This is a genomic window from Achromobacter anxifer (genome assembly GCF_903652925.1).
Lineage (GTDB): Bacteria > Pseudomonadota > Gammaproteobacteria > Burkholderiales > Burkholderiaceae_B > Achromobacter > Achromobacter anxifer.
This window is the reverse complement of the sequence record NZ_CAHLAR010000003.1, coordinates 610,848-634,799: the sequence shown is the minus strand read 5'-3', so window position 1 is coordinate 634,799 and position 23,952 is coordinate 610,848. Positions and strand designations below refer to the sequence as shown.

The following is a 23,952-nucleotide window of genomic DNA, read 5'->3' as shown; positions in this document are numbered from 1 at the left end:
GCGCGCCATGACGGACCCCCATTTCGATCCCTCCCAGGTATTCCAGGTGTTCGGCATGCGCCATGTCGACACCGAGGGTTTCGATGCGGCCGTGGTCCAGGCGCCGGGGGCGGATCTGCGCTGCGTGTTCCTGTGGGGGCAGGATTGCTATAACTGCAACCTGTTCAAGCAGGCGGCGCTATTGCACCAGGAAACGCTGCTGGAACTGGGCCTGACCTGGTTCGAGGCCGACGTCTACGCGGACGAAGCGCTGGGAAGGCGCTTTTCGCTGCATGGCGTCCCCACTTTTGTGCTGTACCGGGGCGGGAAGCGGCTGGGCCGTATCACGGGCTGGCCCGGTCTGCCCCAGTTCACCGCGGCCATCCGCCGCTTGCAGGAAACGGCTGTAGAAAATTCCGGCCCGGTGTCTTGAAAAACCCTTCGGGCAGCCCCAGTTATGTGGGGACAAGAAGTTTCTCCCTATTTTCATAGATTCAGATTCAATCAAGGTAACCCACCATGAGCAAGATTATTGGCATTGACCTGGGCACGACCAACAGCTGCGTGGCTGTCATGGACGGCGGGCAGGTCAAAATCATTGAAAACGCGGAAGGCGCTCGCACGACTCCCTCCATCGTTGCCTACATGGACGATGGCGAAACCCTGGTCGGCGCGCCGGCCAAGCGTCAGGCCGTGACCAACCCCAAGAACACCCTGTACGCGGTGAAGCGCCTGATCGGCCGCAAGTTCGACGAAAAGGCGGTGCAGAAGGACATCCACCTGATGCCCTATGCCATCGTCAAGGCCGACAACGGCGACGCCTGGGTGGAAGTGCGCGGCAAGAAGATGGCGCCTCCCCAAGTGTCGGCCGACGTGCTGCGCAAGATGAAGAAGACCGCCGAGGACTACCTGGGCGAAGAAGTGACCGAGGCCGTCATCACCGTGCCCGCCTACTTCAACGACAGCCAGCGCCAGGCCACCAAGGACGCCGGCCGCATCGCCGGCCTGGAAGTCAAGCGCATCATCAACGAACCCACCGCTGCCGCGCTGGCGTTCGGCCTGGACAAGACCGAAAAGGGCGACCGCAAGATCGCCGTCTATGACCTGGGCGGCGGCACGTTCGACGTGTCCATCATCGAAATCGCCGACGTGGACGGCGAAAAGCAGTTCGAAGTGCTGTCGACCAACGGCGACACCTTCCTGGGCGGCGAAGACTTCGACCAGCGCATCATCGACTACATCATCTCCGAGTTCAAGAAGGAACAAGGCGTTGACCTGTCCAAGGACGTGCTGGCCCTGCAGCGTCTGAAGGAAGCCGCCGAAAAGGCCAAGATCGAGCTGTCCTCGGCGCAACAGACCGAAATCAACCTGCCGTACATCACGGCGGATGCCTCGGGTCCGAAGCACCTGAACCTGAAGATCACGCGCGCCAAGCTGGAAGCGCTGGTCGAGGAACTGATCGAACGCACGATCGAGCCCTGCCGCGTGGCCATCAAGGACGCCGGCGTGAAGGTTTCCGACATCGACGACGTGATCCTGGTCGGCGGCATGACCCGCATGCCCAAGGTTCAGGAAAAAGTGAAGGAATTCTTCGGCAAGGATCCGCGCAAGGACGTGAACCCCGATGAAGCCGTCGCCGCTGGCGCCGCGATCCAGGGCTCCGTGCTGTCGGGCGACCGCAAGGACGTGCTGCTGCTGGACGTCACCCCCCTGTCCCTGGGTATCGAAACCCTGGGCGGCGTGATGACCAAGATGATCCAGAAGAACACGACCATCCCGACCCGGTTCTCGCAGACCTTCTCGACCGCTGACGACAACCAGCCGGCCGTGACGATCAAGGTGTTCCAGGGCGAGCGCGAAATCGCCGCGGGCAACAAGGCCCTGGGCGAGTTCAACCTCGAAGGGATCCCGCCGTCGCCCCGCGGCATGCCGCAGATCGAAGTCACGTTCGACATCGACGCCAACGGCATCCTGCACGTGTCCGCCAAGGACAAGGGCACCGGCAAGGAAAACAAGATCACCATCAAGGCCAACTCGGGTCTGTCGGAAGACGAGATCCAGCGCATGGTCAAGGATGCAGAGGCCAACGCCGAGGAAGATCACCGCGTTGCCGAACTGGCCCAGTCGCGCAACCAGGCCGACGCGCTGGTGCACGCCACCCGCAAGTCGCTGACCGAGTATGGCGATAAGCTCGAGGCTTCCGAAAAGGAAGGCATCGAAGCCGCCATCAAGGCACTGGAAGACACGCTGAAGGACGGCGACAAGGCCGCGATCGACGCCAAGGTGGAAGCCCTGTCGACCGTTTCGCAGAAGCTGGGCGAGAAGATGTACGCCGACATGCAGGCGCAACAAGCCGCCGGCCAGCAACAAGCGGCCGACAACGCGAAGCCGGTGGACGACAACGTCGTCGACGCCGACTTCAAGGAAGTCAAGCGCGACCAATAATGGCCGGGCGCTGACCTGCCTCTGCCGCCCGGTAGCCGGAGAAATCCGCCTACCGGGCGTACTCATTCTGTAGCACTGAAAAGAAGGCTCGTTTTTCGAGCCCACGGATCATGGCAAAACGTGACTATTACGACGTCTTGGGCGTAGCGAAGAACGCCTCGGACGACGACCTCAAGAAGGCCTATCGAAAGCTGGCCATGAAGTACCATCCGGACCGTAATCCGGACAGCAAAGAAGCCGAAGAGAAGTTCAAGGAAGCCAAGGAAGCCTACGAGGTCCTGGGCGACGAACAAAAGCGCGCCGCATATGACCGCTATGGCCATGCGGGCGTGGATCCCAACGCCGCCGGCATGGGCGGCGGCATGGGCGGTGGTTTCGCCGACGCCTTTGGCGACATCTTCGGCGAGATCTTCGGCGGCGGCGGCGGTGGCCGCCGTGGCGGCGGCCCGCAGGTGTACCGCGGCGCCGACCTGAAGTACGCGCTGGAAATCACGCTGGAGCAGGCCGCGGCCGGTTTCGATACCGAAATCCGCGTGCCCAGCTGGGAAAACTGCGACACCTGCCACGGTTCCGGCGCCAAGGCCGGCACCTCGCCCAAGACCTGCCGCACCTGCGGCGGCTCTGGCGCCGTGCGCATGCAGCAGGGCTTCTTCAGCGTGCAGCAGACCTGCCCGACCTGCCATGGCAACGGCAAGGAAATCACCGATCCGTGCCCCGCCTGCGACGGCGTGGGCCGCATCCGCCGCAACAAGACGCTGCAGGTCAAGATTCCGGCGGGCATCGACGACGGCATGCGCATCCGTTCCAGCGGCAACGGCGAGCCCGGCATCAATGGCGGCCCTCCGGGCGACCTGTATGTGGAAATCCACATCAAGCAGCACAAGATCTTCCAGCGCGATGGCGACGACCTGCACTGCGAGCTGACCATCCCGTTCACCTCGGCGGCATTGGGCGGCGAGCTCCAGGTGCCGACGCTGGGCGGTAAGGCCGAGATCTCCATCCCCGAAGGCACGCAGTCCGGCAAGACCTTCCGCCTGCGCGGCAAGGGCATCCGCGGCGTGCGCGGCAGCTACCCGGGCGACCTGTACTGCCACGTCGTGGTGGAGACTCCGGTGCGCCTGAGCGACGACCAGAAGAACATCCTGCGCCAGTTCGAGGCCTCGCTGAACGACGGGGGCGACCGCCATTCGCCGCAAAGCAAGTCCTGGACGGACAGGGTGAAGGAATTCTTCAGCTGAACCGCCTGAGGCAAGCAAAAAGCCGCGACTCCCGTCGCGGCTTTTTTTCGCCCGCAATTCTGCAAATGGAAAGACCGCGGCTAACGCCGCGGCCCTGGTGCTGCTACTGCAATCACTGCTACTACAACTGCGGTTACTGCTGCTTCAACTGCGATTGCTACAACTGCGGTTACTGCGACTGCGATTACTGCAACTGCTGTATCAACTTCAACTTCCAGACTTCAACTTCAACAGCTACTTCGACTGCTACATCTACCGCCGCTGTCGCCGCTAAAAAACCGGCCTCAAACCATGATGCCGTCCGAGGCCGGCCGGGCCACAGCAAGCAGCTCACCGGGTGATCGGCGGATATTCCAGTTCGCCGAACGTGTATTGGCCGCTGGCCTTGACTTGCGCCAGTTCCTGCTGGACGTCAGCGCGCGTCTTGGCGCTGGCGGGGGCGGACACGGCCGCCGGGTATTCCAGTTCGCCGAAGGTGTATTGGCCGCTGATCTTGGCTTGTTGCAGCTGGGCTTGCACTTCCTGCGAGCTCAGGCTGGTGGTCTGGGGCAGGGCGGGCGGATAGTCCAGTTCACCGAAGGTGTACTGGCCGCTGGCCTTGGCTTGCTGCAGTTCGGTCGCTACCTGGGCGCTGCTCTTGGCTTGTTCCACACCGGCGGCTTGGGCGCCGACGCCAACCAAGGCCAGGGATAGCAGCAGGGTGGTGGTTAGGGTTTTCATGGTAGACCTCCAATTCGTCTTAGTTGGGGACCGAATCCGGCGGCCCTCCGTCGTGGTTCGTTGTGTGTTCCCGATGACTGAATTGTGATCGTCATCCCAATTGGGATAAACCCGTATTTCTTGAAAACATCTTTCCAAATAATCGAGTAATTATCTTAGTGGTGAAAATTACCGATGTTTTTGGAATAGTCGGGTCGATTCCAGGGGAATTTGGCGAGCTGAAGTCCAGGCGGCATGCAAAAAAAGCCCCGCCGTGGCGGGGCTTGCGGACGCGGGGAGCCCGGTCAGGGCGCCGCTTTCTTCTTGAAGTCGCCGGCGACCGCGGTGCTGAAACCGTCCGGGCGCAGGTACTTGCGCAGGGCGGAGTTGACCGACTCTGCCGACAGCGCGGAGATCTTCTTGTCCATTTCCGCCGACCAGGCGAACGTGCGGCCGCGTTGCAGGTAGTCCAGCCAGGTGCTGGCCAGGACGTCGTCCTGGGCGCGGGCCAGGTTGCGGTAGTTCAGCAGGGCGGTGATGCCGTCCGAGATTTCCTTGTCCGAGAAGCCGTCCTTCAGGACGCGGGCCAGTTCCTCGCCAATGGCCTTTTCCAGCCGCTCGCGGTTCTGCGGGGCGTAGATGGCGTACATGGTCCAGCTGGCCGAGGGCTCGAACGACGAGACCGACAGCGAGCTGCGCACGTTGTACGACAGGCCTTCGGTCTCGCGCACGCGGTTCCACAGGCGCGAGGTTTCGGAGGCGCCGAACAGGTAGTTGGCCAGGTACAGGGCGGCGTAGTCCGCGTCCGTGTCCTGCAGCTTCAGCGGCATGCGCGAGACATAGAACGCGTTGGCCTTGTCGGGCGTTTCGATGTCGAACTGCTTGGCGGGAATGTCGCGGTACGGGTTGGGCACGCGGGTGTAGGCGGGCGCCTTCTTCCAGCCGGCCAGGCCCGTCTTCAGCGCCTTTTCCACGGCTGCCGGTTCGAAATCGCCGACCGCCGAGTACTCGATGTTGCCCGCGCCGTAGAACTTGGCGTGGAACTTGGCCAGGGCGTCGCGGTTCAGCGCGCGCACGCTTGCCAACGATTCCTCGAAGGTCGGCACGTAGCGCAAGTCATCGGCGGGCCATGGATTGTCCTGGCGGGCCAGGGCGCGTCCGGCCAGGGCCGAGGGCTCGGTCATGGCGTTCTGGATCGAGGTTTCGAGCTGGCGCTGGTATTCCTCCAGCTGCTCCTTCGGGAAGTTGGCGTTGCGGACGATGTCCAGCGCCAGGGCGGTGAGTTCGGGCAGGTTCTCGCCCTTGGTCGACATGGCGATCTTGAGCGTGGTGCCGCCGCCGCTGAAGCCGAGCTCAGCTTGCAGCTTGTCCAGGCGGTCCTGGATGTCCTGGCGCGACAGCTTGGCGGTGCCGCGGGTCAGCAGGTCGGCCACGGCGCTGGAATTCACGCGCTGGCCGAGCAGGTCCTTCTCGTTGCCGAACTGGATCAGCATCTGGGCCTGCACGCGGTTGCCGCGCGTGGCCTTGGGCAGGAGCGCCAGCTGGACCGGGCCGTTGGGCAGGTCGAGCTTCTTGCGCTGCGTCAGCTTGTCGATGTTCTCAGGCGTGGGATCGAAGGCCGAAGCGGCCTTGAAGTCCGGATCGCCCTTGTAGTCCTTGAACACGGCGGTCAGGTCCACACGCTGCTGCTGCGGCGCGCGCACGGGCTTTTCGGTGGGAATGTAGCGGCCTTCGACGCTGTTGCTCTGGACCAGGTAGGTGGTCGCGGCGCGCTGCACTTCAGCCAGCGTGGCCTTGCGCGCGCGGTCGCGCTGCAGGAAGAACAGGCGCCAGTCGCCAGCGGCGATGGCTTCGGACAGCGCCACGCCGACCCGCTCGGGATCGCTGTAGGTCTGCTCCCAGGCGGTCAGCCATTTGCTGCGGGCGCGGTCCAGTTCCTGTTGGGTGAAGGGCTTCTTGTCCAGCGATTCGAGCGTGCCGGTCAGCGCCTTCATGGCGGCGTCCAGGCTCTTGCCCGGCGTCAGCTGGGCGGCGAACATCGCCAGGCCCGGATCCAGGTTTTCCATGGTGAAGCCGAACACGCCGGAAGCCAGCTTGGTCGGCACCAGGGCATGGTAGAGACGGCCCGAGGGCGTGTCGGCGAGGATGGTGGCGGCCAGGTCCAGCGGCACGAAGTCGGAGCTGCCGGCGGCCGGGATGTGATACATCGCGGCGACCAGCGGGGTGCCGCCGGTGCGGCGCAGGGTCACGGAGCGTTCGCCATCCTGGGCGGGCTCGACGGTGTATTCGGGCGGCAGCTTGCGCTCGGGCTTGGGCAGCTTGCCCAGCGTTTCCTCGATGTCGGCCAGCGTCGCCTGCGGATCGAATTTGCCCGCGACGATCAGCACGGCGTTATCGGGCTGGTAGTACTCGTGGTAGAAGGCGCGCAACTGGCCGATGTCCACGTTCTCGACGTCGGAGCGCGCGCCGATGGTGTTCTTGCCATAGCTGTGCCACTGGAAGGCCGCGGCCTGCATCTTCTGCATCAGGATGCGGAAGGGGCTGTTCTCGCCGCTTTCCATTTCATTGCGGACCACGGTCATTTCCGAGTCCAGGTCTTCCTTGGCGATCAGGGAATTGACCATGGCGTCGGCCTGCCAGCCCAGGTACCACTTGAGCGTGTCGGGGTTGGCGGCGAAGCTGGCGAAATAGTTGGTGCGGTCGCTGGAGGTCGAGCCGTTGGCCTGCAGGCCGCGGCGCGAGAACTCGCCCATGGCGTTGCGGGTGGTGGAAGTGCCCTTGAACAGCATGTGTTCGAGCAGGTGCGCCATGCCCGTCTGACCGTAGTTCTCGTTGCGCGAGCCCACCAGGTAGGTCATGTTGACGGTGGTGGAGGGCTTGGATTCATCGGGAACCAGCAGCACTCTCAGGCCGTTGGCCAGGCGGTATTCGGTGATGCCTTCGATCGAGGCGGCCTCCGAAACGCCGGCCGGGAGGCTCGCGGCGCCGGCCTGGAAGGCCAGGAAGGAGGAAAACAGCAGCACGCTCAGCGGGCGCGGCAGCTTCGACAGGGACAGGCGCATGGCAGACAATTCCTTTGGCATGGCAGAATCCGTTGGAGTGTATACGTTGGCAATGGTTCAGGGGGCCGCACAGGCTGCGCCGCAGCGCGCGAGGCCCCGGACCGCAAGGCAAGGAAGTTCCACATGTCCCTATCCCTGGAAGTCGAAACGCCCCGGCTGGTGCTGCGCCAGTGGCGAGCGGCCGACCGCGAGCCTTTCGCGGCGCTGAACCAGGATCCCCGCGTCACCGAATACCTGTTGCCGCTGACCGCGCGGGAGAGCGATGCGCTGGCCGACCGGCTGGCTGCCGGCATCGACGAGCACGGTTGGGGTTTCTGGGCCGTGGAGGCGCCGGAAGTGGCGCCGTTCATCGGCTTTGTCGGCATCAAGCCCCTGGCGCCCTCCTTGCCCTTCGCGCCGGGCGTGGAGATCGGCTGGCGCCTGGCACAGCGGCATTGGGGCAAGGGTTATGCCACGGAAGCGGCCGAGGCGGCCTTGCGGGCCGGCTTCGAGCAGGTGGGCCTGGAGGAGATCGTGGCGTTCACCGCAGTCGGCAACGCGCGCTCGCGCGCGGTGATGGACCGCCTCGGCATGCGGGCGGATGCGGAAGGCTTCGACCATCCCGCGGTACCGGAAGGGCATCCCTTGCGCCGGCATGTGCTGTACCGGATCGGGCGCGGGCTCTGGCACGGGCGAGAAAATGGTGACGCAGGTGCAGGCGCGGCGCCGGTCGCGGCGGCATAAGGGCCGGCAAGCCCCGTGAACAGGGGATGTTGCGTCGCCATATTTCGGCAATCCCAGGCGATTTGAGGCCATCCGGCCTGCGGGTGTAAGCTTTTCACCAAGCAGTACCAGTTGCTGACGGGATGCGCGACAGCCCGTACACAGGCTTCCCGTCCAACGCCAGACGCCGCTTCCTGCGCGGCGCCGGTGCTTGTCGTTCGCGCCTTCGCCGCCGGCATCGTGCCGGCGCATTTACCGGAGGAACGACCCATGCTGACCGAGATCGTCACGCGTGCCTTGTCCCAATTGACCGGCAGCCCCCTGAAGGGCGACGGTATCAAAGGACAGTTTCAGTACGCCTATGCCAGTGATGACGGCCAATTCGTGGCCATACTGACCCATGACATGACCACCTACGTGGTGGACTTGAGCACACAACGATATTTCGCGGAGTGCGGCGGCTCGCCTCGGGGCTTTGCCGGACACGTGCTGGAAATGGAGGGTGCGACCGCGCGTAGCCATCCCTGGCCTGCGGCCAACGACCTGTTCGACCTGGACATGGATGCGGACGAGCTTGCATGGCATCAGTGCCCCGGCCTGCGCCGCGAGCCGCCCGCCGACCGATCTGCGGAGAGCCGCGCCGCCTGAGAGTGGCCAGAAGCGGCAAGATCCAACTGAACCGGCGGCTTCGCCGGTTTTTTTTATGCGCGAAAGCGGCTGGTCCAATATCCGCAAGGCCAAGCCGCTCGCTACAATTTGCGCCATGACTACGCCCGCCGAAAACCGCGCGCCCGATGGCGCAACCCTGGTCGATTGCACGCATGCCCGCCATGCCGACCAGATCCTGGCCATTTTCAACGACGCCATCGCCAACTCCACCGCGCTGTACGACTACAAGCCGCGGCCGCGCGAAGCGATGCAGACCTGGTTCCAGGTCAAGCAGCAGGGCGGCTTCCCGGTGCTGGGATACGAGAACGCAGCCGGCGAGCTGATGGCCTTCGCCAGCTACGGCACCTTCCGCGCCTGGCCCGCCTTCAAGTATTCGGTGGAGCATTCCGTGTACGTGGACGGGCGCTTTCGCGGGCAGGGCCTGGGCGAGGCGCTGATGCTCGAACTGATCCAGCGGGCGCGCGCCAATCAGGTGCACGTGCTGGTGGGCGGCATCGACGCGAGCAACCAGGGCAGCATCCGCCTGCATGAGAAACTGGGCTTCAAGCATGCAGGCACCATCCGCGAGGCGGGCTTCAAGTTCGGGCGCTGGCTGGATCTGGCGTTCTATCAGCTGACGCTGGATACGCCTGAAGAACCGGTCGACGGGTAAGCCCGCGCCGCGCGCTTCCTACTTCGACAGCATGCGCATGGCCTGTTCCAGGCCGGCGACCGTCACGGGGTACATGCGCCCTTGCATGATGTCGCGCAGCAGCGCGATGGACTGGCGGTACTGCCAGGATGCGGTGGGTTCGGGGTTGAGCCAGACCGATTTGGGCCAGGCGTCCAGCAGGCGGCGCATCCATTCGGCGCCGGGTTCCTTGTTGTAGTGTTCGACCGAGCCGCCCGGCTGCAGGATTTCGTAGGGGCTCATGGTGGCGTCGCCGACGATGATCAGGCGCCAGTCCGGGTTGTACTTGCGCAATACGTCCCAGGTGTCGAAGCGCTCGTTCTGGCGCCGGCGGTTGCTCTGCCACAGGCTTTCGTAGGGGCAGTTGTGGAAGTAATAGACTTCCAGGTTGCGGAATTCGCTGCGGGCCGCCGAGAACAGTTCCTCGACGCGTCCGATGTGGTCGTCCATGCTGCCGCCCACGTCCAGCAGCATCAGCACCTTCACGGTGTTGTGGCGCTCGGGCACCATGCGCAGGTCCAGGTGGCCGGCGTTGCGCGCGGTGCTGGCGATGGTGTCGTCCAGGTCCAGTTCCATTTCCGCGCCCTGGCGCGCGAAGCGCCGCAGGCGGCGTAGCGCGACCTTGAAGTTGCGCGTACCCAGTTCGACCTGGTCGTCGTAGTCCTTGAACTGGCGCATGTCCCACACCTTGACCGCGCTGCGGTTGCCGGCTGAGTCTCCGCCGACGCGGATGCCCTCGGGGTGGTAGCCGCCATTGCCGAAGGGCGAGGTGCCGCCGGTGCCGATCCATTTGCTGCCGCCGGCATGGCGTTCCTTCTGTTCTTCCAGGCGCTCCTTGAAGAGCTCCATCAGCTTGTCCCAGCCGTGCTTTTCGATCGCGGCCTTCTCTTCGGGAGTCAGGCTTTTCTCGAACTGCTTGATGAGCCAGTCCAGCGGGATCTCCTTGCCGGGAGGCAGGGAGGCCGCGATGCCCTTGTAGTAGGCGCCGAAGGCCTTGTCGTAGCGGTCATAGAGCGCTTCGTCTTTGACCAGCGTGGCGCGCGCCAGGAAGTAGAACTCGTCCAGCGTGGGCGCCATGAGGTCTTGGCGCAGGGCATCCACCAGGGTCAGGTATTCCTTGACCGAGACCGGGAGCTTGTGCGCCCGGAGGTGGTAGAAGAAGTCGATCAGCATTTGCGGGCCGCCCGTGGTTGCTGGCGGATCAGCGGCGCTGGCCGCCGCGCGTCATGGCCGCCAGGCGTTCCAGCAGGTGCACGTCCTGCTCGTTCTTGAGCAGCGCGCCGGCCATCAGCGGCACGGCGGTGGCCGTGTGCGCGTCGATTTCGGCGGCGCTGGAGCCTTCGGCCAGCAGCAGGCGCAGCCAGTCCAGCAGTTCCGAGGTGGACGGCTTCTTCTTCAGGCCCGGTGCGTCGCGCAGCGCGAAGAAGGTGTCCAGCGCGGCGCGCAGCACGTCCTGCTTCAGGTGCGGATAGTGCACGGCGACGATGTCGCGCATGGTCTCGCGGTCGGGGAAGCGGATGTAGTGGAAGAAGCAGCGGCGCAGGAAGGCGTCGGGCAGGTCCTTTTCGTTGTTGGACGTGATAATGACCAGCGGACGATGCCGCGCCGAGATGGTCTCGCGCGTTTCGTACACGTGGAATTCCATGCGGTCCAGTTCGCGCAGCAGGTCGTTGGGGAATTCGATGTCGGCCTTGTCGATCTCGTCGATCAGCAGCACCACCGGCTCCGGCGACTGGAAGGCCTGCCACAGCGTGCCCTGCACGATGTAGTTGCGGATGTCGCGGACCTTTTCATCGCCCAGCTGCGAGTCGCGCAGGCGCGACACCGCGTCGTATTCGTACAGACCCTGATGCGCCTTGGTGGTGGACTTGATGTGCCACTGCAGCAAGGGCCGGCCCAGCGCGCGCGCCACTTCCTCCGCCAGCATGGTCTTGCCGGTGCCGGGTTCGCCCTTGATCAGCAGCGGGCGCTGCAAGGTGAGGGCGGCGTTGACGGCGAGTTTCAGGTCATCGGTGGCGACATAGTTGTCGGTCCCGTCGAAGCGGTCTGGCGAGGCGGAAGTAGCGGACTGGGCTGCGGACATGGTCTGATGGCTTCTGAGAATTGACGTTGATCAATATCATCGTAAGGTATTAATCCTGAGCAATTATCGTACAATCAGGCGGTTTTGCTTTGGGTTCGACCCGCAACGTGTTTGCCGAGGGCCTTTTCGTGTGAGCAGGCCCTAGTCCTTAGCCATACCAAGAAGAGCCATTCCAATGAAGTTGCGAACCTCTCTGAAGTGCACGGTATCCGTGTTGGCCGCGATGGCATCCTGTGCGATCGCCGGCCAGGCTGTTGCTGCAGACGCAGCAGTGGTCGGTAATGTCCAGAACGCCCGCGACAAGGTTTCCATGTGCATCGGTTGCCACGGCATCGAAGGCTACAAGGCAACGTTTCCCGAGCTGTACCACGTGCCGATGATCGCTGGGCAGAACGCCAAGTACATCGAAACCGCCCTCAACGAGTACAAGAAAGGCGCGCGCAGCCATCCCACGATGGACGCCATCGCCGGCAGCCTGTCCGACCAGGACATCGCCGACTTGGCCGCGTACTACTCGAATCTCAAGTAAGGGGGCAAACACATGAATCGCTACATGCTTGCCCTTGCGGGCGCGACCCTGGCCGTGACGGGCGTTGCCGCCCAGGCGCAGGACCTGACTGCCGGCAAGGCCGTCTTCGACAAATTCAACTGTGCTTCCTGCCATGGCGCGGACGCCAAGACGGCGGTGGACCCGGCCTATCCGACCCTGGCCGGCCAGCACGCCGACTATCTGGTCCATGCCTTGAAGGCCTACAAGCGCGGCGCCTCCGGCAGCGCGGCCACGGCCAACGTGCGCAAGAACCCCATCATGGGCGCCTTCGCCACCCAGCTGTCCGACCAGGACATCTCCAACGTGGCGGCCTGGCTGTCGGCGCAACCCAGCGACCTGGGCGTGCGCAAGTAAGCCGTTCCGGCTGGCCCGCACTACAAGAAAGCCCTCGATTTGAGGGCTTTTCTTTTACTCGGACTGCCGCGGCGTTCAGCGGCTGGCGCGCTGGCGGATCAGGTCGATGTAGGTGTCGCTGTCCAGCGGCGTGCCCAGGCGTTGCGCTTCCCAGACCACCTGGCCCAGGCATTCCATGATTTCATGCGCGGCCTGGTGGGCGTCGCTGCGCGCCACCAGTTGCTGGTAGGCGCTGCGGATCCCGGGCGGATGATCGATGGACAGCTGCTCGGCGATGGCCAGGTGCATGGAAAGATGCAGAAAGGGGTTGGTGCGGCCCTTCTCCACGGAGTATTCGGCCGTCATGGCCTCGGGGTTTTCCAGGTCGCCGTGGTATTCCGGATGCTCGATGATCCAGTCCAGCGCGATGGCTTCGAGCGGCGTCAACACCTCGGACGCGCGGTGCTTGCGCCAGGTTTCGATAAAGAATTCGCGGACTTGGTCGCGGGAGGGATTGAACATCTGAGGGCGGGCGTAAGGCAGGCTGGTGATGCATTATTTTACCGCTGTGCGCAACCCGCCAGGCCCGCCGGCCCCTTTGCGATATAGAATTGGTTGCTATCGGCCATCCAGCGCGCGGTTCCCGAGGGCGATCTTCCCCGCCGGAACGGACGCTTCCCGATGCCGGCGCGTGCAGAAAAACCACTCGGAGCAAATGGAGCATTCATGTCCTACCAACATATCAAGGTTCCCGCTGGCGGCCAGAAGATCACGGTCAATGCTGATTTCTCGCTGAATGTGCCCGATCAGCCCATCGTCCCCTACATCGAAGGCGACGGCACGGGCGCGGACATCACCCCGGTGATGATCAAGGTCGTCGACGCGGCGGTGCAGAAGGCCTATGGCGGCAAGCGCAAGATCCACTGGATGGAAGTCTATGCCGGCGAAAAGGCCACCAAGGTCTACGGCCCGGACGTGTGGCTGCCCGACGAGACGCTGGACGTCGTCAAGGATTACGTGGTGTCCATCAAGGGCCCGCTGACCACGCCGGTCGGCGGCGGCATCCGTTCGCTCAACGTGGCCCTGCGGCAGCAGCTGGACCTGTACGTCTGCCTGCGCCCGGTGGCCTACTTCAAGGGCGTGCCTTCGCCGGTCCGCGAACCTGAAAAGACCAACATGGTGATCTTCCGCGAGAACTCGGAAGACATCTACGCCGGCATCGAATACATGGCCGAAAGCGAGCAGGCCAAGGAACTGATCCAGTTCCTGCAGACCAAGCTCGGCGTGAAGAAGATCCGCTTCCCGAACACCTCATCCATCGGCATCAAGCCCGTGTCGCGCGAAGGCACCGAGCGCCTGGTGCGCAAGGCCGCCCAGTACGTCATCGACAATGACCGCTCGTCGCTGACCCTGGTGCACAAGGGCAACATCATGAAGTTCACGGAAGGCGGCTTCCGCGACTGGGGTTACGCGCTGCTGCAGAAGGAATTCGGCGCGACGCTGATCGACGGCGGCCCGTGGTGCAAGTTCAAGAACCCGAAGACCGGCCGCGAGGTCATCGTCAAGGACGTGATCGCCGACGCCTTCCTGCAGCAGATCCTGCTGCGTCCGGCCGAATACGACGTGATCGCCACCCTGAACCTGAACGGCGACTACATCTCCGATGCGCTGGCCGCGCAGGTGGGCGGCATCGGCATCGCCCCGGGCGCCAACCTGTCCGATTCGGTCGCCATGTTCGAAGCGACCCACGGCACCGCGCCGAAGTACGCCGGCAAGGATTACGTGAACCCCGGTTCCGAAATCCTGTCCGCCGAAATGATGTTGCGCCACATGGGCTGGACCGAAGCCGCCGACCTGATCATCTCCAGCATGGAGAAATCCATCCTGTCCAAGAAGGTCACGTACGACTTCGCCCGCCTGCTCGAAGGCGCGACCCAGGTGTCGTGCTCGGGCTTCGGCCAGGTGATGATCGAAAACATGTAATTGGCGGCTTGCCGCCCGCAGTCCCCGTGAACCCGCCCGCCGTCATGGCGGGCGGGTTTTGTTTAACCCATCAAATGGCATGGCGCTGCGTGTGCCTGCTGCCCCTTTTCCCAGGTTGAGAGTTGTGCCCCGACTGTATGTTGCTTTGGCCGTGTGGCTGGTGTTGTTGGTTCCCGCGCTGGCGCTGACCAGTCCCATAGGGGGAACCGTCATCATTTATCTGGCAGGCCTGATTGCATTGACCGCGCTGGCCTTCAATGCTGCCAAACGCAAGGAGCCCATGGATTTCCGGGCCTTGCTGCCCATGGCCCTGGTCTTGGCGCTGCCGTTGCTGTGCATGTTCATCACGTCCGCAGTGCGAGGCGTCTGGAGCAACTCGGAGTTGGAGAAGCTGCTGCGGTTTGCGCTGGCGGTGCCAGTGCTTTGGCTATTGCTCAGAGCGCCGCAACGATGGCTGCAACAGATCCAGTGGACCATTTTGGCAGGCGCGCTGGCGGGAGCGATTATGTTGATCGTCGCCATGACGTTCCGGGATCGCGCCTGGGTTGTCGAAATTGGCGGGCGCTACAACGCTGTCGCCTTCGCCAACATCACGCTGCTGTTCGGCATGATGTCGCTGCTGTCGACAGGCTGGGGATCCCTCACTCGCTGGCCGCGCGCCGAGACCGGTCTGAAAGTGCTGGTCTTCCTGTTGACGGTGTATGCGACCTGGCTTTCCCAGACCCGCAGCAGCTGGATGCTGCTTCCCATCCTGGCGCTGATCGTCCTGCTGGGATTGCGCGGCTACAGCCGCCGACAAAAGGCATGCTGCGCGCTGGTGCTCGGCGCCGTCCTGGCCGTCAGCGCGGTGGGAATATGGAAATTCAGCAGCCGCATGCATGCGATCGAGAGCGATTTGCGAGACTACGCGACCGCGACCGACCGGGATTCCTCGCTCGGCATTCGCCTGCAGTTGTGGCGTGCATCCGTCAGGATGTTCGAAAAAAGTCCTGTCGTGGGCGTGGGGCCGAGCATGTTCCGCAGTGAACTGCTGGAGTTGAACAAGCAGGGCGTGGTGTCGGAGGCGGTCGTCGAAGGCTTTGGCGAACCCCACAATGACCTGCTGGCTGCTTTGTCGGGATACGGGTTGCTGGGCCTGTTGAGCATGCTGGCGCTGTATATGGCGCCGGCCTGGATATTCCTGCGCAGGTTGGCTAGCGATGACCGCGTCATACGGATCGGCGCGCAGATGGGGCTGCTGTTCTGTCTGGGTTTTTGTGCCTTCAGCCTGACCGAAATGATGTTCCGCAACATGCGCAGCGTGCCCACGTATTCCTTGATCGTGGTGGCGCTGATCGCGTTGACTGCGCCGCGCTTGGCGGGTGGCGGGCAGGCAAAAAAAGCGCCGAGAAAAAAGCGCAAGACAAGTCCGGCCGGCGTTTTTTTTATGGGTCTTGCGCTAGATCAAGCGCCCCGAGTAACCCTGGTAAAAACCCCTGTGCTGTCCCTTATTCTGACGAAACGCATACATAAATCGTCACATTCTGCCTCGATTGGTTTCGTTGGGTGGATGAACATGGATAAGAGGGACTATGAGAAATTCCAGCTTGCGCAGGGAGCTGCTGTGCTTCGTGTTCGCCGTCGGGGCCGTGGTACTGGCTTTGGGCGCCTGGGACGCCTGGGAGCGGCGCACCGAGATGGTGGCCGAGCGCAAGACTGAGCTGCGTCATGTCCTGGATCTGGCTGCCGGCATCCTGCGCAACGGCAAGCAGAGCGTGCGCGAGGGCATGCCCCTGGAAGAGGCCAAGCGCAACGTGGCGCGCCGATTGGCGCAGCTGCGCTATGGCGAGGACGGCTACGTGGGCGCCTTCGGTGACGGCTACGACCTGCTAGTGCACCCCGATCCCAAGCTGGTCGGCACCAATGTACGGTCCATCAAGGACAGCGCGGGGCAGCCGATATTCGAAGATCTCTATGCCCGGGGCAAGTCGGGCGGCGGCTACACGCGCTACCTGTTCCCGCGGCCGGGAACGGAGCAGGCGTTGCCCAAGATCAGCTACGCCACCTACGACGCTGATTGGGGCTGGCTGCTGTTCACCGGCCTGTACGTGGACGACGTCGACCAGGCCTTTTACGGCACCTTGTGGCGGCAGGGCGGCGTGACGCTGGGACTGCTGGCGCTGTTGCTGGCGGCAGCGCTGCGCTTTTTCCGCACGCATGTGCTTGGTCCGCTGGACCAGGCGGTGGCGGTCTGCGAACGCGTGGCCAACGGCGACCTGTCCGGCAGCGTGCCGCGCAATCAGCGGGGTGAGATCGGCCGCCTGTTCGACGCCATGGCGCGGATGCAGCAACGCCTGGATGTGGCGGTGCGCAGCATCGTGCATTCCACGGCATCCATCGCCGCGGCGTCGCGCCAGATCGCGGCGGGCAGCATGGACCTGTCGGACCGCACCGAGAAGCAGGCCGCGGCGCTGGAGCAGACGGCCGCCAGCGTCGAGCAGATCACCGCCACCGCCCAGCAGAGCGCGCAGCACGTGCGCGAAGTCAGCTCCCTGGCCAGCGAGGCGGCGCAGCTGGCGCGGCAGGGCAGCGATGAGACCCAGCACGCCATCGACGCCATGCGCGAGATTTCGCAAAGTTCGCAGCGCATCGACGAGATCATCCGGCTGATCGACGAGATCGCATTCCAGACCAATATCCTGGCGTTGAACGCCGCGGTGGAAGCGGCGCGCGCGGGCGAGCAGGGCCGAGGCTTCGCGGTGGTGGCGGGCGAGGTGCGCGCGCTGGCCCAGCGTTCGGCCACTGCGGCAAAGGAAATCAAGACGCTGATCGAAGCCTCGGCGGATTCGGTGGAGCGGGGCAGCCAGCGGGTCGAGCAGGCCAGCGCGACCATGGGCAGCGTCCTGGAGTCGGCCGCCACCAGCGCGCCGCTGATGGGCGAGATCGCCACTGCATCCGCCGAACAGAGCGTGGGCATCGAGCAGATCAACCAGGCCGTGACGCATCTGGACGGCGTGACGCAGCAGAACGCCGCGCTGGTGGAAGAGTTCGCGGCCTCGGCCGCCGCGCTGAGCGATCAGGCCGGCGAGCTGGCCAATGCGGTTGCTGTGTTCAAGCTGTCTGCAGCCGGCTAGGCGAGCCCTGCACCACGCTCATGGCCCGCTGCAGGCGCTGCCCCAGTTCGCGGCTGGCGCTGGTCATGGGCAGGCGCAGCTCGTCGGCGATGAGGCCTTGCATGGCGAGCGCGCGCTTGATCGGCGCGGGATTGGGTTCGGCGAACAGCAGCCGGATCAGGCCGCGCAGCGGTTCGAACATTTCGCGCGCGGCTTCCGCGTGGCCGTCGCGGGCCAGCTGCATGATCTCGACGTAGCGTTCGGGGTAGAGGTGCGCGGCGGCCGGGATGGCGCCGCGGCCGCCGGCCAGGAAATGGTCCAGCAAAGCCGCGTCCTCGCCGCATAGCGCGGCCAGCTTGCCGCGCGCGTTCAGCGAGGCCAGCACCGAGGGATTGCATTCCTTCACGGCGGTGAAGTTCGGCAGCGCGGCCAGCGTTTCCATGGTCTCGACCGTCATCGTCACGCCGGTGCGCTTGGGGATGTTGTACAGGATGACCGGGCGTTCGGTGGCCCAGGCGATCTGCCGGTAATGCCACAGGATGCCGGCCTGGGACGGACCCAGGTAGTACGGCGGCGGCACCAGGTAGCCCGCGGGCTGGTACTTCTCCAGACGCCGGATCGCCGCCGCCAGGCCGCGCGTGTCGACGCCGCCCGCGCCGAAGACCAGCGGCAGCGCGTGCGGGTCGCTGGAGATGGCTTCGATCATGTCGATCTTCTCGGGCACGCTCAGCAGATTGCCCTCGCCGGTGGAGCCGAACAGCACCAGGCCCGCGATGCCCGCGTTGCGGTAGTAGCGGGCCAGCGCCTGCGCGGCGTCCAGGTCCACATAGCCGCCGCGCATGGGCGTGATCATGGGCAGCCAGATGCCCTCGAATGCGGTCTTGCGTGGCATGTCCATGGCTTATTGCACCGTGATCGCGCGGGCCGGGCGCACCGGGCCGAACTCCGCGCGGGGCAGACCGGACATCACCGCATGCATCAGCGCATCCAGCTGTGCGCGGTCGCATTGCAGCTGCAGCACGCATTGCTCGTGGGCATGGTCCACGGACAGCACATAGATGCCGATGTCCCCGCCTAGCGCGCGGTGCAGCGCCAGCCGCACGTTCAGCGCGTCCAGCGTGTCGATCCTGATGGTCAGCGCGACCAGGTCGGGCCGGGCTTGCGCGTGCTGCGCGGGCAGGGGGGCGGGCATGGATGAGTGGCGGGCTTGCAGTCGTGGGATCATGGCGGGAGAAGGGATTGCCGCTGGCGGCGTTCCGGGATCCGGTTGGTTGATGACGCTTCCACTATAGGAAGCGCGCCATAAATCCTGCCGATAAAAGCGGACGCGGCGCGTAAAAAACGCGTCAACGTCCGTGCGCCCTCAGAAGGTCTTGGTTACCGACAGCAGGCCCGTCGCGCGGCCCATGTCGCGGCCGTGTGTATTGGTGTAGACGGCGCGGTCGGCGTTGGTGTCCAGGTAGGCCAGCGACACCGACAGGCCTTGGCCGAAGTCCTTCGTCAGCCCCAGCTTCCAGTCCGTGTACGAACCGTTGTCGACGTTGCGCACCAACTGCCGGCCGACGTGCGCGTTGATGGTCAAGCCCCAGACGCCGGTATCGAAATTGCCGGACAGGTCGAAGTATTGGCTGTACTTGCTGTCGGCGAAGCCGAACAGATTGGTCATCGCGATGGAGTACTTGAACATCACCGGTCCGTAGCCGATGCCGGCATAGAGCTCGGTGGTGTCGGGGCTGGTAAAGCTGGACGGATAATCGCCGGGGTAGTAGTACTGCAGGATGCCCAGGTCGACAGGCACGTCCTGCGCGAGGTTGCCTTTGTAACCGCCGTAGAAGTCCATTTCCACGGGGGCGGACACCTTGCTGTTGCTGTCGTTGAGCCAGCTGATGCTGGAGTTCCAGTTGCCCAGGTAGAAGCCGCTGGAATGGGCCAGGTCGAATCCGCCCTGGATGGCCGGCTTGTTATTGCTTTGCATCAGGCCGCGATAGCGGTACTGGCTGGCCAGGGTGAGGTTCGCCGTCAGCGCGAAATCGGAAGCGGCGGGCGTGTTTGCGGCATCGGCGGCAGGCGTATCGGCGGCGAGCGCGCTGGCGCTGTGCGCGGCGGCCAGGGTCAGCAGCGCGAACGCGGCCAGGGTATGGCGGGGCATGGGGGCTCCTAGTGTTGGATGGGATCGCAACAATAGGAGGAACCGCATAAAGCCCGAGACAAGACTTGCGGGCCGCGCATAAACGCGGCATCAATGCGCGCGCCGCGGCGCGCGTTTCAGCCCGCGAAGCGGTAGCCCACGCCGATTTCGGTCAGCAGGAAGACGGGTTGCGCCGGATCGGCTTCGAGCTTCTGGCGCAGATGGCCCATGTAGATGCGCAGGTAGTGGTTGCTTTCCACATGCGACGGTCCCCACACTTCGCGCAGCAATTCGCGGTGCGTCATGACCTTGCCGCGATGCGCCAGCAGCGCCGCCAGCAGCCGGTATTCCATCGCGGTCAGGTGGACGTGCTGGCCGCCGCGCTCTACCACGCGCTTGGCGAAGTCAACGCGCACGTCGCCGAAGCTGATCTCCGACGCATTGCCCGCGCCGCCCCGGGCATGCCGCCGCAGCAGCACGCGCAGGCGCGCCAGCAGTTCGCTGACGCCGAAGGGCTTGGTGAGGTAATCGTCCGCTCCGGCATCCAGCGCGGCGACCTTGTCGGCCTCGGCGCTGCGCGCGGACAGCACCAGCACCGGCACTTCGGTCCAGCCTCGCAGCTCGCGGATCAGGGTCATGCCGTCTTCGTCGGGCAGGCCCAGGTCCAGCACCACCGCGTCGGGCTGCCGGGTGCCTGCCTCGATCAGGCCGCGCTTGACGGTCTCGGCTTCATACACGGCGCAGCCCTCGCTTTCCAGGGCCTGGCGCACGAAGCGCCGGATGTTGGCGTCGTCTTCAATGATCAGGACGGTAGGCTGGTAATCGAACATGCTGTGCGGCGTTCAAGGGGTTTCGGATTGGATGGGGGGCGGCGTGCCCAGCGGCAGGGTGAAAACGAATTGCGCGCCGGAGTCCTGGCCTGGCGCGTGCTCGACCCAGATTCTCCCATGGTGGGCGGCGATGATGGCTTCGCATACCGCCAGGCCCAGGCCGACGCCCGGCGTGGCGGATTCGCGGTCGCCGCGCGTGAATTTCTCGAAGATGCGGCGTTCCGCGCCGACGGGCACGCCTGGACCGTTGTCGCTGAGGGCCACGCGCAGTTCGCCTTCATGGACGTCCGCGTGCAGGCGCAGGACGCTGCCGGCGGGCGTGTACTTGGCCGCGTTCTCCAGCAGATTGCACAGCACGCGTTCGATCAGCACGCCATCGCATTCCACCAGCGGCAATTGCGACAGGCTGTCCACCGTGACGCGATGCGCGGCCAGCGGCTCGCGCATGGCGGCCAGCGACGCGCCCACCAGTTCTTCGATGGACTGCCATTCCAGGCGCAGCGGCGTGTCGCGGCTTTGCAGCCGCGCCATGTCCAGCAGGTTGACGACCAGGGCATGCATGCGCTGGGCTTGGTCGCGCATGGCGCGGATGGTGTCGTGGATGCCGGGCGGCAGCGTGTCCTGCTGGCGCATCAGTGTGTCCGTCATGCCGACCAGGCTGGTCAGCGGGGTGCGCAGATCGTGCGATACCGCTGCAAGTAGCGAGTTGCGCAGCTTCTCGGATTCCATGCTGACCAGCGCCTGCTGCGCCACTTCCACATAGTGCAGGCGTTCCAGCGCAATGGCGATCAGGGTGGCGTAGGCCTCGATCTGGCGGCGCGAGTCGGGGTTGGAGAACAGGCTGCGGCGCGGCGCGGCCAGCGCCAGCACGCCGCGCGTGCGCATGGGCGCCTTCAGCGGCAGATACAGCAGTTCGCTGTTGGACAGGGTGGCGGTGCCTGCGCCTGCGGGCTGTCCGTGGTCGTAGACCCACTGGGCCAGCGCCGACTCCAGCGGCGGCATGTCTTCCGCGGCCGGCGAGGCCAGTTTCAGCCTGTCGTCCAGGCCCAGGATGTAGAGCGCGCAGCGCGAGCCGAAGGTGGCGTGCACGAACGCGCCGGCCAGGGTGACGATCTGCTCCGGCAGCAGCGCGGACGACAGTTCGCGCGCGAACTCATACAGGCTGCGCGCGTCGGCCTCGCGCTTGACCGAGGTCTGCGCCTGCAGGCGCAGGCCGGCGGTCAGCTGGCCGATGAGCAGGCCCACCGACAGCAGCACGCCGAAGGTCAGCAGGTACTGCACGTCGGATACGGCGAAGGACGCCAGCGGCTGCACGAAGAAGAAGTCGAACAGCCCGACGCTGACGACCGAGGCCAGCGCTGCCGGGCCGCGGCCATGGCGCAGCGCCACCGCCACCACCGCCAGCAGGAACAGCATGACGATATTGGTCTGGTGCAGGGCCGGGAAGGCCAGCGCGGACAGCGCCGTGGCCGCGGCGCAGTAGCACAGCGCCCAGGCATAGCCAGCCAGCGGCCGCGGATTGCGCTCGTCGGCGGCCTGGCGCGCTCGTTGTCCCAGCGTCAGCGGATCGCGTCCGGGCGCGGAGGCGGCCGGCAGCGGCGGCGCGCCCAGGCGGATGATGTCGATCTCGGGGCAGCCCGCGGCCAGCATGTCGGCGAAACTGTGGCGGCGCCACAGCCAGCCCGGCGAGAGGGCCGCGGTCAGCAGCGCGGACAGCGACAGTCGCAGGCGCTGCAGGCCGCTGGCTCGGGTGCGGCCGATGATGGCCTTGGTGATGTTGTGGCGGCGCACGTAGCGCACCACGGCCTCGACCATGTCGCCGCCGGCCAGCGTTTCGCTGCGCGCGCCGAGCGAATCCGCCAGGGCCAGGCTGCGCTGGATGCGTTCCTGTTCGGCCTGCGGCGGCGGCGCGGCGCGCGGCGTGTCGATGGTGACCACGTGCAGATCGCATTCCAGCTGCTGGCTCAGGCGGTGGGCGCTGCGGATGACGTACTCGGCGTCCACGTCCGGGCCGATGCAGGCGACCACGGCTTCGCGCGTGCGCCACACGGGTTCGATGGCGCGGTCGCGGCGGTATTCCTGGACATCCTCGTCGACGTGGTCGGCGGTGCGGCGCAGCGCCAGCTCGCGCAACGCGATCAGGTTGCCCTTGCGGAAAAAATTGCGGGTGGCGTGGCGGGCCTGCTCGGGCAGGTAGACCTTGCCTTCCTTCAGGCGGCGCAGCAGTTCGTCGGCCGACAGGTCCACCAGGATGACTTCGTCGGCCGCGTCGAAGACCTCGTCGGGCACGGTTTCCCAGACGCGCACGCCGGTGATGCTGCCGACCGCTTCGTTCAGGCTGTCCAGGTGCTGCACGTTCAGCGTGGTCCAGACGTCGATGCCGGCCGCCAGCAGTTCCTGGATGTCCTGCCAGCGTTTGGCATGGCGCGAGCCGGGCGCGTTGGAGTGGGCCAGCTCGTCCACCAGCACCAGGTCGGGGCGGCGCGCCAGCGCGCCGTCCAGGTCGAATTCCTTCAGCACATGGCCGCGGTAGGCCACGTCCTTGAGCGGCAGCGCAGGCAGGCCTTCCAGCAGCGTGGCGGTTTCGCGCCGGCCGTGGGTCTCGACGATGCCGGCCAGCACGTCGGCGCCCTGGGCGGCGTGCGCGCGCGCCGCCACCAGCATGGCGTAGGTCTTGCCCACGCCGGCGGACGAGCCGAAGTAGACGCGCAGCTTGCCGCGCACCGCCTGCCGCGCGGCGTCGTCCAGGGTCTTCAAGAGCGCGTCGGGGTCGGGACGCTCGCCAGCGATATCAGCCATGAACGCGCAATAGGTGTGAGGGAACGGCTGGTAATACTATACGCCGCGGCATCAGCGCGCCGGACTCAGCTGGTCCAGCGCCAGATTGAGCTCCAGCACGTTGACCGCGGGGTCGCCCAGCACGCCCAGCCAGGGCTTTTCGGTATGGGCCTGGATCAGCGCGTCGACCTGCGCGCGCGGCAGGTTGCGCGCGCGTGCGACGCGCTCCGCCTGGTAGGCGGCGGCGGCCGGACTGATGTGCGGATCCAGTCCGCTGCCGGACGCGGTGACCAGGTCCACCGGCACCGGCACGGGGTTGGCGGGATCGGCTTCCTTGAGCGCGGCGATGCGGGCCTGGATGGCTTCGGCCAGCGCCGGATTGCGCGGCCCAAGGTTCGAGCCGCCGGAACTGGCGCCGTTGTACGGCATGGGCGCGGTGGCGGACGGGCGGCCCCAGAAGTAGCCGGGCGAGCTGAACGACTGGCCGATCAGTTCCGAGCCCACGACGCGGTCGCCTTGCTTGATCAGCGAGCCGGCCGCCTGGTGCGGGAACACGGCGGCGGCGATGCCCGTGGTCAGGAAGGGGTAGGCCAGACCGGTCACCAGCGACAGCGCGGCGAACACGACCAGCGCGGGGCGCAGGATGCCGCCTTGGCGCGGCAGGGGGGCGGAGGTTTTCATGAGAGTTTCCTTTTCAGTGGCGGGCCGGGA

21 protein-coding genes and 1 pseudogene are annotated in these 23,952 nt (G+C 65.3%); 11 read left to right on the top strand and 11 right to left on the bottom strand.

Annotation, left to right across the window (positions count from 1 at the left end; translation table 11 throughout):
• Positions 1-7: 7 nt before the first annotated feature.
• The 3 genes from HWY37_RS12190 (at position 8) to dnaJ (ending at position 3,662) form a co-directional block, all read left to right on the top strand.
• Positions 8-412: a thioredoxin family protein gene (locus HWY37_RS12190; protein ID WP_175205113.1), complete on the top strand. Its 405-nt coding sequence runs from the start codon at positions 8-10 to the stop codon at positions 410-412.
• 86 nt (positions 413-498) lie between these two features.
• Positions 499-2,424 carry a molecular chaperone DnaK gene (dnaK, locus tag HWY37_RS12185; RefSeq protein WP_175205112.1) on the top strand — a complete coding sequence of 642 codons (1,926 nt, stop codon included), beginning with the start codon at positions 499-501 and terminating at the stop codon, positions 2,422-2,424.
• 110 nt (positions 2,425-2,534) lie between these two features.
• Positions 2,535-3,662, top strand: coding sequence for a molecular chaperone DnaJ (gene dnaJ, locus HWY37_RS12180; protein ID WP_175205111.1), 1,128 nt, complete (start codon positions 2,535-2,537; stop codon positions 3,660-3,662).
• A 330-nt stretch (positions 3,663-3,992) separates the two neighbouring features.
• On the opposite strand, the gene HWY37_RS12175 is transcribed toward dnaJ, so the two are convergent.
• Positions 3,993-4,382, bottom strand: coding sequence for a DUF4148 domain-containing protein (locus HWY37_RS12175; RefSeq protein ID WP_176088716.1), 390 nt, complete (start codon positions 4,380-4,382; stop codon positions 3,993-3,995).
• Positions 4,383-4,666: 284 nt separating this feature from the next.
• Positions 4,667-7,423 (bottom strand): M16 family metallopeptidase, encoded by a 2,757-nt coding sequence (locus HWY37_RS12170; protein ID WP_176088715.1) that lies wholly within the window; start codon positions 7,421-7,423, stop codon positions 4,667-4,669.
• A gap of 123 nt (positions 7,424-7,546) precedes the next feature.
• On the opposite strand from HWY37_RS12170, the gene HWY37_RS12165 reads away from it, so the two are divergent.
• From HWY37_RS12165 to HWY37_RS12155, 3 genes are all read left to right on the top strand, one after another.
• On the top strand, positions 7,547-8,146 hold the full coding sequence (locus HWY37_RS12165) for a GNAT family N-acetyltransferase (RefSeq protein WP_175205109.1): 600 nt from the start codon (positions 7,547-7,549) through the stop codon (positions 8,144-8,146).
• Between the two features lie 249 nt (positions 8,147-8,395).
• The gene (locus tag HWY37_RS12160) at positions 8,396-8,773 is read left to right on the top strand and encodes a hypothetical protein (RefSeq protein WP_175205108.1); all 378 of its coding nucleotides are present in this window, start codon (positions 8,396-8,398) and stop codon (positions 8,771-8,773) included.
• Between the two features lie 115 nt (positions 8,774-8,888).
• Entirely contained in the window at positions 8,889-9,446 is a 558-nt protein-coding gene (locus HWY37_RS12155; protein ID WP_175205107.1) for a GNAT family N-acetyltransferase, read from the top strand.
• Between the two features lie 18 nt (positions 9,447-9,464).
• Here HWY37_RS12155 and HWY37_RS12150 read toward each other — a convergent pair whose 3' ends face one another.
• Both HWY37_RS12150 and HWY37_RS12145 read right to left on the bottom strand, forming a co-directional pair.
• Positions 9,465-10,637 carry a vWA domain-containing protein gene (locus HWY37_RS12150; RefSeq protein WP_175205106.1) on the bottom strand — a complete coding sequence of 391 codons (1,173 nt, stop codon included), beginning with the start codon at positions 10,635-10,637 and terminating at the stop codon, positions 9,465-9,467.
• A gap of 28 nt (positions 10,638-10,665) precedes the next feature.
• Positions 10,666-11,547: an AAA family ATPase gene (locus HWY37_RS12145; RefSeq protein WP_175205105.1), complete on the bottom strand. Its 882-nt coding sequence runs from the start codon at positions 11,545-11,547 to the stop codon at positions 10,666-10,668.
• Positions 11,548-11,722: 175 nt separating this feature from the next.
• On the opposite strand from HWY37_RS12145, the gene HWY37_RS12140 reads away from it, so the two are divergent.
• Positions 11,723-12,076 carry a c-type cytochrome gene (locus HWY37_RS12140; protein ID WP_175205104.1) on the top strand — a complete coding sequence of 118 codons (354 nt, stop codon included), beginning with the start codon at positions 11,723-11,725 and terminating at the stop codon, positions 12,074-12,076.
• 12 nt (positions 12,077-12,088) lie between these two features.
• Positions 12,089-12,451 (top strand): c-type cytochrome, encoded by a 363-nt coding sequence (locus HWY37_RS12135; protein ID WP_175205103.1) that lies wholly within the window; start codon positions 12,089-12,091, stop codon positions 12,449-12,451.
• Between the two features lie 75 nt (positions 12,452-12,526).
• Here HWY37_RS12135 and HWY37_RS12130 read toward each other — a convergent pair whose 3' ends face one another.
• Positions 12,527-12,952 (bottom strand): DUF1841 family protein, encoded by a 426-nt coding sequence (locus tag HWY37_RS12130; RefSeq protein WP_176088714.1) that lies wholly within the window; start codon positions 12,950-12,952, stop codon positions 12,527-12,529.
• 204 nt (positions 12,953-13,156) lie between these two features.
• Between HWY37_RS12130 and icd the strand changes: the two genes are divergently transcribed.
• From icd to HWY37_RS12115, 3 genes and pseudogenes are all read left to right on the top strand, one after another.
• Complete coding sequence (gene icd / locus HWY37_RS12125) at positions 13,157-14,413, top strand: NADP-dependent isocitrate dehydrogenase (protein WP_176088713.1); 1,257 nt, start codon at positions 13,157-13,159, stop codon at positions 14,411-14,413.
• A 124-nt stretch (positions 14,414-14,537) separates the two neighbouring features.
• A pseudogene (locus HWY37_RS12120) lies at positions 14,538-15,767 on the top strand (O-antigen ligase family protein); the annotation flags it as partial.
• Positions 15,768-15,984: 217 nt separating this feature from the next.
• The gene (locus HWY37_RS12115) at positions 15,985-17,526 is read left to right on the top strand and encodes a methyl-accepting chemotaxis protein (protein ID WP_176088712.1); all 1,542 of its coding nucleotides are present in this window, start codon (positions 15,985-15,987) and stop codon (positions 17,524-17,526) included.
• Here HWY37_RS12115 and dapA read toward each other — a convergent pair.
• The 6 genes from dapA to kdpC all read right to left on the bottom strand — a co-directional run bounded on the left by dapA (position 17,504) and on the right by kdpC (position 23,922).
• Positions 17,504-18,403, bottom strand: a complete 900-nt coding sequence (gene dapA / locus HWY37_RS12110; protein ID WP_176088711.1) for a 4-hydroxy-tetrahydrodipicolinate synthase — start codon at positions 18,401-18,403, stop codon at positions 17,504-17,506. The genes HWY37_RS12115 and dapA overlap by 23 nt on opposite strands.
• Positions 18,404-18,406: 3 nt before the next feature.
• Complete coding sequence (locus HWY37_RS12105) at positions 18,407-18,697, bottom strand: hypothetical protein (RefSeq protein WP_246302265.1); 291 nt, start codon at positions 18,695-18,697, stop codon at positions 18,407-18,409.
• Positions 18,698-18,868: 171 nt separating this feature from the next.
• A complete protein-coding gene (locus HWY37_RS12100; RefSeq protein WP_175205099.1) occupies positions 18,869-19,654 on the bottom strand; it encodes a TorF family putative porin in 786 nt (261 codons plus the stop codon).
• Between the two features lie 116 nt (positions 19,655-19,770).
• The gene (kdpE, locus tag HWY37_RS12095) at positions 19,771-20,463 is read right to left on the bottom strand and encodes a two-component system response regulator KdpE (RefSeq protein ID WP_175205098.1); all 693 of its coding nucleotides are present in this window, start codon (positions 20,461-20,463) and stop codon (positions 19,771-19,773) included.
• Positions 20,464-20,475: 12 nt separating this feature from the next.
• Positions 20,476-23,262, bottom strand: coding sequence for a sensor histidine kinase (locus HWY37_RS12090; protein WP_175205097.1), 2,787 nt, complete (start codon positions 23,260-23,262; stop codon positions 20,476-20,478).
• A 51-nt stretch (positions 23,263-23,313) separates the two neighbouring features.
• A complete protein-coding gene (gene kdpC / locus HWY37_RS12085; RefSeq protein WP_175205096.1) occupies positions 23,314-23,922 on the bottom strand; it encodes a potassium-transporting ATPase subunit KdpC in 609 nt (202 codons plus the stop codon).
• Between the last annotated feature and the right edge of the window lie 30 nt (positions 23,923-23,952).

Coding starts and splice junctions, on each gene's coding strand:
- HWY37_RS12190 (WP_175205113.1), top strand. CDS start 8: ATGACGGACCCCCATTTCGATCCCTCCCAGGTATTCCAGGTGTTCGGC.
- dnaK (WP_175205112.1), top strand. CDS start 499: ATGAGCAAGATTATTGGCATTGACCTGGGCACGACCAACAGCTGCGTG.
- dnaJ (WP_175205111.1), top strand. CDS start 2,535: ATGGCAAAACGTGACTATTACGACGTCTTGGGCGTAGCGAAGAACGCC.
- HWY37_RS12175 (WP_176088716.1), bottom strand. CDS start 4,382: ATGAAAACCCTAACCACCACCCTGCTGCTATCCCTGGCCTTGGTTGGC.
- HWY37_RS12170 (WP_176088715.1), bottom strand. CDS start 7,423: ATGCGCCTGTCCCTGTCGAAGCTGCCGCGCCCGCTGAGCGTGCTGCTG.
- HWY37_RS12165 (WP_175205109.1), top strand. CDS start 7,547: ATGTCCCTATCCCTGGAAGTCGAAACGCCCCGGCTGGTGCTGCGCCAG.
- HWY37_RS12160 (WP_175205108.1), top strand. CDS start 8,396: ATGCTGACCGAGATCGTCACGCGTGCCTTGTCCCAATTGACCGGCAGC.
- HWY37_RS12155 (WP_175205107.1), top strand. CDS start 8,889: ATGACTACGCCCGCCGAAAACCGCGCGCCCGATGGCGCAACCCTGGTC.
- HWY37_RS12150 (WP_175205106.1), bottom strand. CDS start 10,637: ATGCTGATCGACTTCTTCTACCACCTCCGGGCGCACAAGCTCCCGGTC.
- HWY37_RS12145 (WP_175205105.1), bottom strand. CDS start 11,547: ATGTCCGCAGCCCAGTCCGCTACTTCCGCCTCGCCAGACCGCTTCGAC.
- HWY37_RS12140 (WP_175205104.1), top strand. CDS start 11,723: ATGAAGTTGCGAACCTCTCTGAAGTGCACGGTATCCGTGTTGGCCGCG.
- HWY37_RS12135 (WP_175205103.1), top strand. CDS start 12,089: ATGAATCGCTACATGCTTGCCCTTGCGGGCGCGACCCTGGCCGTGACG.
- HWY37_RS12130 (WP_176088714.1), bottom strand. CDS start 12,952: ATGTTCAATCCCTCCCGCGACCAAGTCCGCGAATTCTTTATCGAAACC.
- icd (WP_176088713.1), top strand. CDS start 13,157: ATGTCCTACCAACATATCAAGGTTCCCGCTGGCGGCCAGAAGATCACG.
- HWY37_RS12115 (WP_176088712.1), top strand. CDS start 15,985: ATGAGAAATTCCAGCTTGCGCAGGGAGCTGCTGTGCTTCGTGTTCGCC.
- dapA (WP_176088711.1), bottom strand. CDS start 18,403: ATGGACATGCCACGCAAGACCGCATTCGAGGGCATCTGGCTGCCCATG.
- HWY37_RS12105 (WP_246302265.1), bottom strand. CDS start 18,697: ATGCCCGCCCCCCTGCCCGCGCAGCACGCGCAAGCCCGGCCCGACCTG.
- HWY37_RS12100 (WP_175205099.1), bottom strand. CDS start 19,654: ATGCCCCGCCATACCCTGGCCGCGTTCGCGCTGCTGACCCTGGCCGCC.
- kdpE (WP_175205098.1), bottom strand. CDS start 20,463: ATGTTCGATTACCAGCCTACCGTCCTGATCATTGAAGACGACGCCAAC.
- HWY37_RS12090 (WP_175205097.1), bottom strand. CDS start 23,262: ATGGCTGATATCGCTGGCGAGCGTCCCGACCCCGACGCGCTCTTGAAG.
- kdpC (WP_175205096.1), bottom strand. CDS start 23,922: ATGAAAACCTCCGCCCCCCTGCCGCGCCAAGGCGGCATCCTGCGCCCC.